This window comes from Lederbergia lenta NBRC 16444 (assembly GCF_001591545.1).
GTDB lineage: Bacteria > Bacillota > Bacilli > Bacillales > Bacillaceae_C > Lederbergia > Lederbergia lenta.
On record NZ_BCVC01000004.1, the window covers coordinates 222,671 to 237,384 of the forward strand.

General features: G+C 38.2%; 15 protein-coding genes. 10 read left to right on the forward strand and 5 right to left on the reverse strand.

What is annotated here, in order from left to right:
• Window positions 1-37 precede the first annotated feature (37 nt).
• From BLE01S_RS15100 to BLE01S_RS15120, 5 genes are all read left to right on the forward strand, one after another.
• Window positions 38-814 (forward strand): flagellar hook-basal body protein, encoded by a 777-nt coding sequence (locus tag BLE01S_RS15100; RefSeq protein WP_066144049.1) that lies wholly within the window; start codon window positions 38-40, stop codon window positions 812-814.
• Window positions 815-850: 36 nt separating this feature from the next.
• The gene (locus tag BLE01S_RS15105) at window positions 851-1,690 is read left to right on the forward strand and encodes a flagellar hook-basal body protein (protein ID WP_066144053.1); all 840 of its coding nucleotides are present in this window, start codon (window positions 851-853) and stop codon (window positions 1,688-1,690) included.
• 119 nt (window positions 1,691-1,809) lie between these two features.
• Complete coding sequence (locus BLE01S_RS15110; protein ID WP_066144056.1) at window positions 1,810-2,097, forward strand: DNA-directed RNA polymerase subunit beta; 288 nt, start codon at window positions 1,810-1,812, stop codon at window positions 2,095-2,097.
• Between the two features lie 59 nt (window positions 2,098-2,156).
• Window positions 2,157-2,582 carry a 3-hydroxyacyl-ACP dehydratase FabZ gene (fabZ, locus tag BLE01S_RS15115; RefSeq protein WP_066144059.1) on the forward strand — a complete coding sequence of 142 codons (426 nt, stop codon included), beginning with the start codon at window positions 2,157-2,159 and terminating at the stop codon, window positions 2,580-2,582.
• Window positions 2,583-2,900: 318 nt separating this feature from the next.
• Window positions 2,901-3,218, forward strand: a complete 318-nt coding sequence (locus BLE01S_RS15120; protein WP_066144062.1) for a hypothetical protein — start codon at window positions 2,901-2,903, stop codon at window positions 3,216-3,218.
• 32 nt (window positions 3,219-3,250) lie between these two features.
• Here the strand turns inward: BLE01S_RS15120 and BLE01S_RS15125 are convergent, their stop codons facing one another.
• Window positions 3,251-3,676: a YwpF-like family protein gene (locus BLE01S_RS15125; RefSeq protein WP_066144065.1), complete on the reverse strand. Its 426-nt coding sequence runs from the start codon at window positions 3,674-3,676 to the stop codon at window positions 3,251-3,253.
• Window positions 3,677-3,904: 228 nt separating this feature from the next.
• Here BLE01S_RS15125 and BLE01S_RS15130 point away from each other — a divergent pair, with 228 nt between their 5' ends.
• Together BLE01S_RS15130 and BLE01S_RS15135 are read left to right on the forward strand one after the other, a co-directional pair.
• Window positions 3,905-4,255, forward strand: coding sequence for a single-stranded DNA-binding protein (locus BLE01S_RS15130; protein ID WP_066144068.1), 351 nt, complete (start codon window positions 3,905-3,907; stop codon window positions 4,253-4,255).
• Window positions 4,256-4,276: 21 nt separating this feature from the next.
• Complete coding sequence (locus tag BLE01S_RS15135; RefSeq protein ID WP_066144071.1) at window positions 4,277-4,474, forward strand: hypothetical protein; 198 nt, start codon at window positions 4,277-4,279, stop codon at window positions 4,472-4,474.
• A gap of 78 nt (window positions 4,475-4,552) precedes the next feature.
• On the opposite strand, the gene BLE01S_RS15140 is transcribed toward BLE01S_RS15135, so the two are convergent.
• The 4 genes from BLE01S_RS15140 to BLE01S_RS15155 all read right to left on the reverse strand — a co-directional run bounded on the left by BLE01S_RS15140 (window position 4,553) and on the right by BLE01S_RS15155 (window position 10,598).
• Entirely contained in the window at window positions 4,553-4,927 is a 375-nt protein-coding gene (locus tag BLE01S_RS15140) for a hypothetical protein (RefSeq protein WP_066144074.1), read from the reverse strand.
• A 34-nt stretch (window positions 4,928-4,961) separates the two neighbouring features.
• Window positions 4,962-7,775 carry a DEAD/DEAH box helicase gene (locus BLE01S_RS15145; protein ID WP_111703696.1) on the reverse strand — a complete coding sequence of 938 codons (2,814 nt, stop codon included), beginning with the start codon at window positions 7,773-7,775 and terminating at the stop codon, window positions 4,962-4,964.
• Complete coding sequence (locus BLE01S_RS15150) at window positions 7,765-9,357, reverse strand: hypothetical protein (RefSeq protein ID WP_066144083.1); 1,593 nt, start codon at window positions 9,355-9,357, stop codon at window positions 7,765-7,767. Before BLE01S_RS15150 ends, BLE01S_RS15145 begins: the two co-directional genes overlap by 11 nt.
• Before the next feature lie 164 nt (window positions 9,358-9,521).
• Complete coding sequence (locus tag BLE01S_RS15155) at window positions 9,522-10,598, reverse strand: C40 family peptidase (RefSeq protein ID WP_066144085.1); 1,077 nt, start codon at window positions 10,596-10,598, stop codon at window positions 9,522-9,524.
• Between the two features lie 357 nt (window positions 10,599-10,955).
• Between BLE01S_RS15155 and nagA the strand changes: the two genes are divergently transcribed.
• The 3 genes from nagA (at window position 10,956) to BLE01S_RS15170 (ending at window position 14,577) form a co-directional block, all read left to right on the forward strand.
• Window positions 10,956-12,113, forward strand: coding sequence for an N-acetylglucosamine-6-phosphate deacetylase (gene nagA / locus BLE01S_RS15160; RefSeq protein WP_066144089.1), 1,158 nt, complete (start codon window positions 10,956-10,958; stop codon window positions 12,111-12,113).
• On the forward strand, window positions 12,114-12,818 hold the full coding sequence (nagB, locus tag BLE01S_RS15165; RefSeq protein ID WP_066144092.1) for a glucosamine-6-phosphate deaminase: 705 nt from the start codon (window positions 12,114-12,116) through the stop codon (window positions 12,816-12,818).
• 127 nt (window positions 12,819-12,945) lie between these two features.
• Window positions 12,946-14,577, forward strand: coding sequence for a mechanosensitive ion channel (locus tag BLE01S_RS15170; protein ID WP_066144095.1), 1,632 nt, complete (start codon window positions 12,946-12,948; stop codon window positions 14,575-14,577).
• Window positions 14,578-14,714: the final 137 nt, after the last annotated feature.

The following is a 14,714-nucleotide window of genomic DNA, read 5'->3' on the forward strand; positions in this document are numbered from 1 at the left end:
TATTGCTAAAACGAACCAATTGTATTGAGGTGATTGAATGTTACGAGGCTTTCAAGCAGCAGCCTCCGGAATGTACGCTCAACAGCGCAAAACGGATATGCTGACAAATAATATGGCAAATGTGAATACTGCTGGTTTTAAAGAAGATCAAGCTGCGATTAGAGCATTTCCAGAGATGCTTCTACAGCGTTTGGATTCGTCGTCAAGAGCGAAAGAAGTTGGATCTATTAATACTGGTGTATATATGCAGGAAACGATTCCTCGCTTTGTCCAAGGAGATTTAAGACAAACCGATCGGCAAACAGACTTAGCACTTACGGATATAGCAGGAGGACCTGTTTTTTTTACAGTGGAAAGTGATGGGGAAACGAAGTATACGCGAAACGGAAGATTCACCATCGATGCGGATGGGGTACTAACGACAGGTAGCGGTTGGCCAGTTCTAGATGACAATGGTAATCGAATCACTTTAAATAGTGATCAATTTATCGTTGATCGCAACGGTAATATCGAAGAAAATGGTGAACTAATTGCCAGACTTGGTATTGCGTCAACAGAAACGCCGGAAATGTTAATCAAAGAAGGAAGTGGCCTATTTCGAACAGAGGATGGTACTCCTTTAGGCAATGCAGCTGAGAACGTTTCTTATAGCGTTACACAGGGTTTTATGGAAGCATCTACTGTTGACCCATCCCGTACGATGTCGGAGATGCTCACGGCTTACAGAGCATTTGAGGCGAATCAGAAAATACTTCAAGCATACGATCGCAGTATGGAAAAAACAGTGAATGAAGTTGGCAGAGTGAATGGATAACATGCTAAGAATCGTTGCTAACAAGGAGTTAGACATATGACAAGATCTATGACAACTGCAGTTAATACAATTAGTCAATTACAAAAGCAGTTTGATATTATTAGCCATAATATTTCCAATGTCCAAACAAATGGCTTTAAAAAAAGAGATGTATCTTTTTCTGATATGGTTTATCAGCAGTTAAATAACCAACCAATCGAAGAAAAAGAAGTTGGACGTCTTACTCCACAAGGTCTTCGCCAAGGAGTTGGGGCAAAAATCTCTAAATCAATGATGGTGCTGCAACAAGGTGCAATCCAAAATACTGATCGAGCGCTAGATATTGCTTTTACAGAAGAAAATCAGTTTCTGAAAGTACAGGTCCAAGAAAACGGGCAAACTGCTATTCGCTTTACTCGCAATGGCGCATTATATTTAACACCGTCTGGAAATAATGAAGTGATGTTAGTAACAGCAGAAGGACACCCTGTGCTTGATGATAATAATAATAGTATTGTCTTTTCTGATCAACTGAAGGAGTTTACCATATTTCAAAATGGTGTTTTTCAAGCACAATCTGAAAACGGCCAACAGTTGACAGCTAATTTAGGTGTGGTGGCTATCAATAAACCACAATATATGGAGCAAAAAGGGGATAATCTCCTTGGACTCCCTGAAAATTTACAGCCTGGGGTCAATCCTGCTCTTATTTATACTGAATTGACTGGTGCTGAACGAAATCAAGTTGCAGTTCAACAAAAAGCGCTTGAGGCTTCTAATGTAGATTTGAGTAAAGAAATGACTGAAATGATAAACGTACAACGTGCACTGCAATTTCAATCTCGCTCCATCTCTTTATCTGATCAAATGATGGGACTTGTAAACGGCATTCGCTAAAATGTGGTATGATATGATAAAATATCTTTAATGATGTGCATGACTCATCAATAGTTTCAATATCCTGATTTGACAATGAAGATAAATATGGTCAAAACTGGATTAAAGGGGTTTATTGTATGGCGGCTAAACAAATCAGCCAAGCGAAGGTTCAAACAAGGGAAGATATTAAAAAGAATAAGAAACAAGAGGTAAAGACAGAAACTCAAACGGATGAAGTGAGCCGAATTAGGATTAGGTTTCTGCCTATCTGGCTTCGTGTGTTTCTTGTTATTATATTAACTGCAGCAAGCCTTGTTGCAGGAGTAATGGTAGGTTACGGAGTGCTCGGTGATGGCAAGCCTACAGATGCCTTGCAAAAAAAGACGTGGACGCATATCATCGATATAGTTGTCGAGAAAAAATAAGGAAGCAGTTGTCTTCCTTATTTTTGTTATGATAATCATACATATGGGAGGTTTTAATGATGCTTGATATCCAACAAATTAAAGAAATCATTCCGCATCGTTATCCATTCTTATTAGTGGATAAGATTACTGAATTGGAAGAGGGAAAGAAAGCAGTAGGGCTAAAAAATGTAACGGCGAATGAAGAGTTTTTCAATGGTCATTTTCCGGATTATCCGGTTATGCCAGGAGTATTGATTGTTGAAGCTCTCGCTCAAGTGGGTGCTGTTGCGATGCTTATTAAAGAAGAAAATCGAGGCCGTTTGGCTTTTTTTGCAGGTATCGATAAATGCCGATTTAAGCGTCAAGTAAAGCCGGGCGATCAACTGCTACTGGAAGTGGAAATTATTCGTATTAAAGGACCAATCGGCAAAGGTAAAGCTGTAGCTTCAGTTGACGGAGAAGTTGTATGTGAAGCAGAAATTACATTTGCACTTGAAAAATAGTTGTAACAAAACCCACTATGGACAGTACAATCGTTCAAGTGGGTTTTTTATTTTATATATTGTAAGTGCGAAACGCTGCAACTAGCTAAAACAATATTGAAACGAAAAGTATTGGAAGATAGCGCCTTTACCTCTGTTTTAAAATAAATCTTTTGATATTATAAAAACTTTTTAGTGTATTTTGGGGAAATGGGGAAAGCTACTATCAGACCTAGAAAGGTCCAAAAAAAGGTTCATCGGTTAAAAGCCTTTCATATAAGGTAAAACAGCCGGTATAACCACTTCATGTGGGCCTAAAATCTGAAAGGAGCTTACAAAATGAATGCAAAAGTAACGAAATTAATTGGAGGAGCAGCCATTGCCTCTATGCTACTTGTAGGTTGTGCTAATAATGATAATGATCAGGAGCCACCACCACCAGCAAATGATAATGGAGTAGTAGAGGACAATAATAATGGTGTGAATGATAATAACGGTGTAAATGAAGATAATATGAATGACAATAATGGTGTGATGGATGACAATAATGGCATGGATAATAATGATGTGATCGATGGTGACAATGGCGTGGATAATAACGAATTAGACACTGATTTAAATGATGACAACAACAAAGACAAAGACAACAATAGATAAGAGCAGGGGATTCCCTGCTTTTTTTGTTTGCTCTAGCTGTTAGAAACGGGCTTTTTTTCTTTCATTCTTTTTTTAAATTCCTCAATCAATTGGTTTCCGCCATATCCGTCTTTAATTAAATCATCGAGGAGTAATTCGGAATATTCATTGCGACGCATGCTAAGTTTACCTTCAAATAAAACACTAATATGATCCTCAAAACGTCTTACCCTATGCACCTTAACTGTAAAAGGAGCCGGATCATTTCCTGCATGGGTAATAATTACACTAATTTCAAACTCTTCTTGGTCTTCTTGTTTATGTTGGAAAAATGACTCATACATTACATCAATATAAGCTTCTATAATCCACATGCCATCTTCGTTTTCTTTATTAATGATTAATCCATCTGTTAACGGAATATTCTTGGTCCTTGTTGGTTCAAGAACTTGCAGAGCAACAATTTTAAAAGTTTTCACTTTCGCATGCCTCCCAGTTCATTTACTCAGATTATAACATAATAACCTTAACTGGAAAATTCTATGTAAATAAGTTTTCTTTATAAAAAAAGCTTCAGAAACCTTTAAACCTTCTCCAGAAAGCAAATTTTCAGCGAAAAAAATCATTGGAATATAGTTTTCAGCTGTTTTACAGAAGAAAAATTCCATAATAAAATATAGATACCCGACTAGAAAGGAGTTGAAAAAATGATAAATCAAGTAACACTTGTCGGTAGAATGACGAAAAATCCCGAACTCCGGTATACAGTGGAAGGAAAGGCAGTATTAAATATCACATTAGCCTTGAATCGCCACTATCGTAATAGCCAAGGAGAGATCGATGCTGATTTTGTCTTATGTACTTTATGGAATAAGACTGCGGAAAACACAGCGAAGTTTTGTGAAAAAGGTTCCATTATTGGAGTCATTGGTAAAATTCAAACGAGAAATTATGAAGATCCAAATGGGAAGAAGGTGTATATTACAGAAGTCGTTGCGGATTCAGTCAAATTTATGGGTGGCCGACCTGCAGAAGAAAAAGAAGCACAACCAATTTAAAGTATATAAGGAGAGGGCTAATTGAAAGCAAATATGCGTAATGATTCAATGGAAATCCTTATAGGCGACCTCATATTCAAGCTTGGTAAGGCCAATCAACAAATGCACTCATTAAGTCAACGAGTAGCACAGCTTGAACAACATCTTCAAGGTTATACAACAGACCAATTCTCACTATCTCGTAATAAAAATTCAAAAAAACAAATGATCGCACAGTAATTCATTCCTCCAACTGTGCATCCCAAACGCATCCCCGTTTCATACCCCAAATTTAAATAGACCAGCTGTTCAGCTGGTCTATTTTTTAGAAGTAAGATCTATCAGTCGAATGAAATTCTCCGCTGTGTTTGGATCGATCTCAATGAAATTAGTATAATCCATATGCTGTTTCGCTTCAGAAAGGAGAATTGTTAATTGTTGTCCTTTCGTATGAAGGATCGATTCCCATCGCAGATGTCTCGGTAGCCATGTTGATGGGAAAAGTGATGGATCTTCAAGTAAACCATCCACTTCATTAACGCAAATACCTCTCATAAGAAAATCCATTTTCACGTTTTCATGTTCTTCATAAAACAAATCACTTTTTTCTTTCAATACTAGCAAAAATATTGCTAGTTCTTTATTAGTAGGCGAGGTTGCAATCAACTTTTTCAAAATAGAAGTGTTGCTCATTAAGCAGCCCTCCAGCATGGGGAAATGATCTGATTTAAGCAAGTGCTAATAAATTGTGTAAATCATCGTTTGATAACTCAGTCACCCATTGATCGCTTCTAATAATTTCTTCATTTAAAGCCTGCTTTTTCTCTAGCATTAAATCAATTTTTTCTTCTAATGTTCCTGTCGTAATAAATTTATGGACATGTACAAAACGGTTTTGGCCGATTCTATATGCGCGGTCTGTCGCTTGATTTTCAACTGCGGGATTCCACCAACGGTCATAATGAATAACATGGTTCGCTGCTGTTAAATTAAGACCTGTTCCGCCTGCTTTAAGTGAAAGTAAGAAGAAAGGGAATTCTCCATTTTGAAAGCGAGCAACGTAATCATCACGCTGAGCTTTGGGCATGCTGCCATTGAGAAAAGGTACCTGAATACCAAAGCGCTCTTGTAAGACAGAACGAATCATTTCTCCCATCCCAAGATATTGCGTAAAGATGATACAACCTTCTCCAGTTTCCATGATCGCATCCGCAAGTTCCAATAATGTACCCATTTTATTAGAGCGAGTAGCTACATTACTAGGCAATTCTTCTTTTAAATATAGGGCAGGATGGTTACATAGTTGTTTTAACTTATTCAACATTTGTAATATTAATCCCTTTCTTTCAAATGAAGAGAGAGCTTCTATCTTGCTAAAAGTATCTTGGACAAGGTCTTCATACAATGCAGCTTGCTCTGGAGTTAAAGCACAATACTCTTTCTGCTCAAGCTTATCAGGTAAGTTTAATTCCACTTCTGGATCCTTCTTCGTTCTTCTTAATAAAAAGGGCTTAATCAATTGTTGTAATTCACGAATCTTACCTTCATCATTATCTTTTTCAATTGGTACGATATATTTTTTTTGAAATTGCCCGAAGGTACCTAAATACCCATGATTAATAAAATCAAAAAGGGACCATAATTCAGAAAGTCGATTTTCCATTGGTGTACCAGTCAATGCGATATGGTGACGACCTTGTAATTTACGAATAGCACGTGATTGTTTTGTTTCAGCATTTTTAATATTTTGTGCTTCATCGAGAGCAATGGTACTCCATTCAATAGAAGAAAACTCATCAAAGTCAAGATGTGTAAGTCCATAACTTGTTAATATAACATCAGCTTCTTGAACTTCTTCCGTGAAATCTGCCCCTTTTGGTCGTGATCCACCATAATGTAAAGTAACCTTTAAGTCAGGTGCGAAACGCTCTAGCTCGCGTTGCCAATTCCCAAGTACGGAAGTGGGGCAAATAATTAGCGCAGGGGCTTTTTTCTTATCCGTCTTTTTCACATGTAATAAATAGGCAATGAGTTGAATCGTTTTTCCCAGTCCCATATCATCCGCGAGGCAGGCACCGAAACCAAATTGCCGTAAAAAGGTAAGCCAGTTCAATCCGAGCTGCTGATATGGACGCAGTTCCCCTTGTAATTTTTTAGGAACGGATGTTTCAGGGATTTCTGATACCCCATTTAACTGACGAAGCATTTTCTTCAAAGATTGATTTAGCTCAATTTTTATTTGAGCAAAGGCTCGTGGATCAAAGAAATCGTCTTCTGTAGGTTGTTCATCCTCTTCTTGACTAAGTGAAAAAATATCTTGGACACGTAAGCCTTCTTGTTTTGCTTGTTTCATTAATGCTTGAATATGAGCGATCATTTTAGGATCAAGCTTTACCCAACGACCGCGAATTTTAATAAGTCTTCGTTGATCGTTAACAAGCGTTTGAAATTCATCCTCAGAAAAATCTGTTCCATTCATGGAAAGCCGCCAATCAAAGTCGAGCATGGCATCCAGTCCTACGAATGAAGGACGATAATTTGTACCCGATTGTTTTACTTTTGCTTTCACTGCTAAATTCGCTTCACGCATTGCTTCCCACCATGATGGCAGTAATATTTCAATTCCTAATGCGATCAATTTCCCGCTTGCATCTGTGAGAAAGTCCCAAGCAGAGGCCTCATCTAATTCCTTCGTTAATCCACGTTCTGTTTTAAGCCATGGGAATAATTTTTGCCAGCGTTCTTGCTCTAATTCAATCATTGGCAAATAGTCAGCCCAGCGTTTTGGTAATTTGCTTAAGGAATATACTTTTTCTGGCTTTTTCACGTCGCGTAATACGGTTTCCAATATCCAAGGTTCATCGTCTTCATCTGGTTCCGTTAATCGAAGCCCTATGGAAAATGGCAGTATGTTATCTGACATCTCTGTCCATTCGCTCCAACGTGTTTCGTCAAAATAACTTTCTAACTCAGCAGCAGTGAGTGGACTTTCTTTTAATTGCTTTAACTTTTCTGCAAGCGTCTCCCCCTCCATTCCTTGTTGTAAATGGGAGGTTAGTGCTTGATGATAAAAAGTGGATACAAATTCTTGCATTGTTTCCCCATGAAAAGGTTGAGACCAAAAAGTGGGCGCAAACTCATCCCAAACTAATTCGGGAACTTTCCAAAGAAAAGATTCCTCTGTATCATCCGTAAAAGTCGGCAGCCACTTACCTTCATGTATAGCCTCTAGCATGGGGGGAGCTACTGCAACTAGTGCATCTCCTGGTTCACACCAATTCCATTCAATAAGAGAACTGAATTGCTCATGCCCTAAGAGTGTAAGCAATGTATAGCTATCGACTTGAATCCCAATAAGTTCTTTTGCTTTCATTTCCGTCTCTTCAATAAAAGCACCATGAAAACTTTCTTCATGCCATAAAAATAACTGTGTCTTCCAGTATTGTGGATGAACCGATTCACCATTGCTATCAAGTACATAGATGAAAAAATGACCTGGATAGGCAGGAATAATATGAAGATTAAATATTTCAAGATTCATCATGAATTAACTTTCCTTTCCTGCATTCTTCTTGAAATGCACGGAGTCGTCTCGTTCTTCGCTGAAGCTCAGTGAAATACAGTTCCCATTGCGTAAGTTTTTTCTCTTTTTTATACAACTTTTGCAGACGTTTTAAATAGCGGACAGCTTTTTTATATGAATCACGGCTGCGGTGTTTAAGAAGACCTGCAATCGTCTCATGATATAGTGGTCGTAAGGCACCTGGATCATGTTTTGCGATGAGATCCACCGTATGCCGATCAATATATTCTAAATTATTATCAGTATATACTTGTAACTCTGCCCATTTTCTATAATCTCGTTTGTCGAGTAAATAGGTAATATATTGAAAGCGACTATGTGGCAGCAGCTGAATATAAATTTTTTCGAGTAAGGTAGGGTCTAACTTCATAGCTGTATCACTATCTAATACCTGAAATAAAGCTCGAGTAAAGTGAGCCTGCTCATAATTTCGCGATAATGTTGAAATGTAGGCGATGATTTGCGAAATAAATGCAGGTAAGTAATTGGTAAGTCTTTTTTTTGTACGTTCGGTCTGTAGTAATTTTAACCAACGCAATGCGAATGGGGCAATATCAGCACCTAATTGTTTAATTTTATCTAAAGCCCATTGATCATTCTCGAGTAAAATGGCAAGGTGGATCGTCGCAATTTCCCCTCGCCATTCATTATTCTCCGAAGGTAGTACTTGTAGTCGTTCCCATTCAGTAAGGCGATCCTTTTTATTTTTAAACAAAAGTGTCCACAGCTTCATATACATATCTGTACATTCAGTTGGGAATTCCGTTTTTTCTTCTAATAATGTTGCACTCTCTTCACGTAAGTAATGGAAATACTCATCAAACGCAAAGGGGGAGGCGGTGGTTGCCAATTTATTCAGTGCTTCTTCCGCTTCTTCCAGCATTTGTTGAACAAAGGCCCCAACATATTTGTGCTTTCCAGACTCATTACCAAGCGCATTGATCACTTTTAATGATTCAAACGCAGCAAATAACTGAAAAAGCGGCTTCCATTCGCGCTCAACAGGAGCGAAACCGAGTAAGCGTCTATAACAAACACGTGCCCAGTCTTCTAGCTGATAAAAATTATTTGCTGAAACATGATGATAAGCATCACGGATCCGTTTTATCCATTGCTCTGGTCCAGTTTCTTCATTTAATTCTTCCTTATCCAGCAAATCTGAGCCACGTTGTAATGTGGATAATATATCATTCATTTTCCAGTGATCTTTCCATTCTTGCATCCATAAGAAAATGCTTTGCGTCCGGCTAAGTACATTGAAAAACAAAGCGAGTTGATGGCGGCATATTCCCGGTATAGGACAAGAACAATTACTATCAGCCAAATTTTCAAAAACAAGTTCAACCGATACTGGTGTAACGTCTCTCACTTTTGCTTCCACTTTGCCATTGGAAAATTTCACACCGTACACGAGCTGTTGACGAAATAGAATCATCCCTTTTTGCACAAGCTTTTGATGGGTATCTGTGCGCGGGTCAAGGGTGCTCTGGAGTTCTTCGCTATATAATTTTATATGGTCTAACAATTGTCTATTATACATATTTAAAAACCTCCAAAACATTATTATACCGCTAAATAGTACGGAATGCACTATCAGGAACAAATCAAATAAATTGGAGGGAGTGGAGCAGATAACATAACAAAAAGAGACATATTACAACGCATCGAATACGTTATAATATGTCTCTATTAAAATAGCTAAACTTAGTAAAATCTTTTGTAGCTATCGAATTTACTCTTCCAATAAGAGTTACTTAAACTACTAATCTCTACTCCATTAGAGCCTGCATGGATAAATTGATTGTTCCCAACATAAATACCTAGATGTGAGATCCCTTTTTTATAAGTATTTTCAAAGAATACAAGATCTCCAACTTCTGGTTTGTTCACGTAATAAGAGCGATTAAAATAACCTTCTGCACTTAATCTATTCATTTTCTTGCCACTTTGATTAAAGGCATAGTAAATAAATCCGCTGCAATCAAAGCCTGAAAGTGTTGAGCCACCCCAAACATATTTCGTCCCAACAGCACTTTTAGCTATTTCCACAACACTTGAAGTTCCGCTAACGTTATTTGAAGTATTATTGGACGTATTTGTATTGTTAGGCTTTGTAGTTGACGCAGGTGGAGTGGATGCTCCTGCCTTCAAGTTTAAAGTTTGTCCAACAAAGATCAAGTCAGAGGAAAGATTATTCCACTTTTTAATGTTTGCAACCGTTGTTCCATATTGTCTTGCAATTTTACCTAACGTATCTCCTGAAACGATTTTGTATGTGTCTGCATTTGTTTGCGGACTGCTCGTTTGATTACTATTAGGTGTCGATGGCTGTGTTGGAGCTGATGTGCTGCCACTTGCCGTTGCAGATACTTTGAATACTTGTCCTGGATAGATCAAGTCAGAAGAAAGATTATTCCACTTTCTTAAATTAGCTAGAGAAATATTGTGTCTAGCAGCAATTTTGCTTAAGCTATCCCCGGAGACAACCGTATATGTATTTGCGGTAGCCGGTTTTGTGTTTTGGACCGGTGGCGTTTCTTGTTTATTATCCGAGGGCTTTTGAGTAGTGGGCGTAGTTACAAATAGAACCTGTTTTGGATAGATTAAATCACTTGAAAGATTATTTAATGCTTTCACTTGTGAAACGCTTGTATTATATTTGGAAGCAATCTTCCATAATGAATCTCCACTTTTAACCTCATGTGTAGAAGCAGACGCTACCCCAGCAAAAGATGAAGCGATAATTACAGCTGTAGCTGCTCCAACGAACTTTTTACGCATAAAATTGTTACCCCAATTCCCTATCATACTACTGATAGTAACATAATAATGCTGCATAACATGCCAAAATAGGCAAAATGTAACAATACTTTAATATTAATTCCTTTTATTACCATATTCATGAAGATTCTTAAGAAAATATAGTGACTTTGTTAGAAAATGGAGACTTTTGGAATAGGAGAATGGTTTCGACGAGAAGTGTCTACTTAATTAATTCCCACTTATTGAAAAAAAATATTTATTTATCTGTAAGATTTTAAAAGATGTTTCATTCTATATTTGTCTTGTTCAAACAGGACATTTATAATGAAAGAGAAGAGTATGTAGAGAAAAGGCCAATATTGTCGGGAGAGGTGAATGGTTTTGAAGCGAAAAGTGCTAATCCACGCTACTATTTATACGGGAGAATCAGAAGAACCAATCAAAGACGGTTTTATTCGTTTTTCTGAGAAAATAGCCGAAGTAGGCGAAATGAAATTTTACAAAGAAGAACAAGATGAGGAAGTAATTGATGGGACGGGGCGAATTGTGATCCCCGGAATGATCGATGTTCATATTCATGGGGGACATGGTCTAGATGTCATGGACGCTAATCCAGATAAACTGCTGTATTTAAGTGAGAAGTTGTTGGAAGAGGGTGTGACATCTTATTTTGCAACGACTATTACCCAAGATCCAAATGATATTGAGGCAGCTCTGAAAGCGGTAAAAGTGGCGAAAGATAAAGGTGCTTCCATTGAAGGTGTTCACCTTGAAGGTCCTTATATTTCTGAAAAACGTGCTGGAGCACAACCATATGAATTTATCACGGACCCGAATATTGAGCAGTTTTTACAATGGTATGAGGCATCTGGGGATTTGATCAAGTTAGTTACATATGCACCGGAAAGACCAGGTGGCGCGGAATTTGAAAAAGTAATGCTCGAACGCGGAATTGTTCCTTCAGTTGGTCATTCAGATGCAGTTAGGGCGGAGCTATTAGATAGTAAAGCCTCCCATGCAACACATCTATATAATGGGATGCGCGGACTTCATCATCGCGAAGCAGGTGTTGCTGGTCACGCACTGCTAACAGATGGCTTGCAAGTGGAAGTAATTGCAGATGGTATTCATATTACACCTGATATGATTAACCTAGCTTATCGTTTAAAAGGGGCAGAAGGGATTACTTTGATTTCGGATGCAATGAGAGCGAAAGGTATGGTAGAAGGGGAGTATGAGCTTGGTGGTCAGAAAGTGTGGGTAAAAGATGGTCAAGCTCGTCTGGAGGATGACACGCTTGCAGGAAGTGTGCTGAAAATGGATGAAGCATTCCGAAATATCATCACTTACACAGGTTGTTCTGTCGGTGAGGCAGTGCAAATGACATCTGGGAACCAAGCGCGTGAATTTGGTTTGGACCAAAAGGGTATACTTGCTCCTGGAAAGGATGCAGATTTAGTAATCTTAAATAAGCAGTATGAAGTAGAAAAGACTTATCGACTTGGAAAAGGTAATATTTTGGAGGGAAAATAAATGAATATTGTTGTTGTGAAAAATCAAGAAGAAGCAGCAGAAAAAGCACTTGAACTTGTGAAAGCAGGTTTGGAAAAAGGGAGTATCAAAACGCTTGGACTAGCAACAGGTAGTACACCACTAAAGCTTTATGAAAAAATGCGTGGAGCAAATTTAGATTGTTCGGATGTGGCAACAGTAAATTTGGATGAATATGTTGGCCTCGCACCTAATGATCCACAGAGCTATAATCATTATATGAAAACAGAGCTTTTTGATCATGTGAAGTTTAAGGAAACTCATCTGCCTAATGGAGTTGCAGAAAACTTACAAGAAGAATGCGAAAGATATGAAGCCGTCTTGTCTGAAAATCCTGTAGATCTACAAGTACTTGGCATTGGAACGAATGCGCATATCGGATTCAATGAACCAGGAACATCTTTTGACACTAAAACACATGTTGTGGAATTAACAGAGTCCACGATTGAGTCAAACAAGGTTCATTTTGAAAAAGTAGAAGATGTACCAACACATGCCATTTCAATGGGAATTGCTTCGATTATGGAAGCAAAAGAAATTGTATTACTTGCCTTCGGTGAAGCAAAAGCGGAAGCTGTGAAACAAATGGTGAATGGCCCTGTCAATGAAGGATGCCCGGCATCTGTTCTCCAAAATCATGCGAACGTAACAATTATCATCGACGAAGCGGCGGCAAGCAAACTTTAATAGCTTTTGAAACAGACGATTTCTGCTAGATGCAGAAATCGTCTGTTTTTGTTTTTTTATAGGTTTAATAGGAGGGGGGAACAGGTATAGGGAAGAGAAGAAATCATTTATAGGAGGAATCATACATATGCCATTTTCAGATTTTGGTTGGGCTTCAATGTACATATCGAAATTACCTAGTTTATTATGGGCCCTGATTGTTTTAGTGATCGGCTGGATTATTGCTAAAGCAGTCGGCAAAGCTGTTGAAAAGTTATTAAGAAAAACAAAATGGGATGAAAAGTTATTTGGCGGTCGTCATCATTCCACAAATGCCCAAGCTAAAGATGGAGCGTCACCAAAAGGGAAGTCTTTAGACACGAATGAATTAATTGGAAAGATCATCTACTATATCCTACTAGTTTTTGTATTCATATTATTTTTCCAATTAATCAATTTAGGCGCTATCGCTTCACCATTCTTAGGTATGTTTGGAACATTACTTGGGTTTATACCAGCAGTATTAAAAGCAGGATTGATCCTTCTTCTTGCCTATGCAATTGCTAGCTTACTAAAAATGCTAATTATCAAAGGTGGAAAAAAGGCTCACTTCCAAACGTATTTGGAAAAAATGAAAGTGGCAGATTCAGGAGCAGAAGGGGAGAAATTCCTTCAAACCGCAGGTAATATTGTCTTTTACCTTGTGATGCTTCTCTTCATCCCTGGCGTGTTAAGCGCACTTAGTATTAACGGTGTTGCTGGACCATTCGGCAATATGCTAGATAACGTACTTGCATTTATTCCGAAACTACTAGCTGCAGCCCTTATTCTATTTGTTGGCTGGTTCGTAGCGAAAATTATTCGTGATCTTGTGACTGGGTTATTAAAAACAGTTGGAATAGAAAAATTCGCGCAACGTCTTGGATTACAAAAGATGCTTGGAGATTCCACTTTATCATCGATTATCGGTACGATTGTTTTCGTATTAATCATGATCCCGATTGTCATTTCAGCTATAGATCAACTTCAAATCCGTGCTATTACGGATCCAGCAGTCAGTATGTTGAACGACATCATGACAATGATCCCGAATATAATTATTGCTGTACTGTTAATTTTCCTTAGCGTTTGGCTTGGAAAATGGGCACGTCAACTGATCGCAGGATTTCTGCAACGCGTTGGATTTGATTCCATGACTCGTAATATTTCCTTGGGTAATTGGAAACCGGGTGCGGGCGGAATGCTAATGTCCGAAGTTGTCGGCTATATCGCACAAATTCTCATCATATTTTTCCTTACCATTGAGGCATTAAGACTTGTAAAACTTGATTTCCTAGTTGGTATGCTAACAGCTATTACCGCATATTTGCCAAATGTTTTAGCGGCAGTGATCATCTTGGCACTTGGTTTAATCATCGCCAATATTGTTGAGAAAGTGCTTTCGAGCATTCTAACAGGACCAAGCTTTAAGCTCATTACAGCTGTTGCTAAGTATGCGATCATTGCGCTATCATTATTTATGGCCCTTGACCAATTAGGAGTCGCAGCAACGATCGTTAATTCAGCGTTTATCCTCATTCTTGGCGGATTAGCATTAGCCTTTGGCCTAGCGTTCGGCTTAGGAGGAAAAGAATTCGCGAAGAACTACTTAGCGAAATTGGATAAAACAATTGAACAGACAGATGTAGACACTTCGAAAAAACCAAAAGTAGCAAATGATGAAAAAGATTCAAACAACAATGGTCCAGAGGGTCTTTTACCTCCACCACCAAATAAATAATAGATGATGTCAAAAGGCTACTGCTGATTCAGCAGTAGCCTTTTGTTATGGAGAATTTATCGTAGTTCAGTAAAAGCGAGCGAAAGGTGACCATCAACTAGTCACCCCTGCAGCTGAGCGTCTAAAAATGCTAAAGG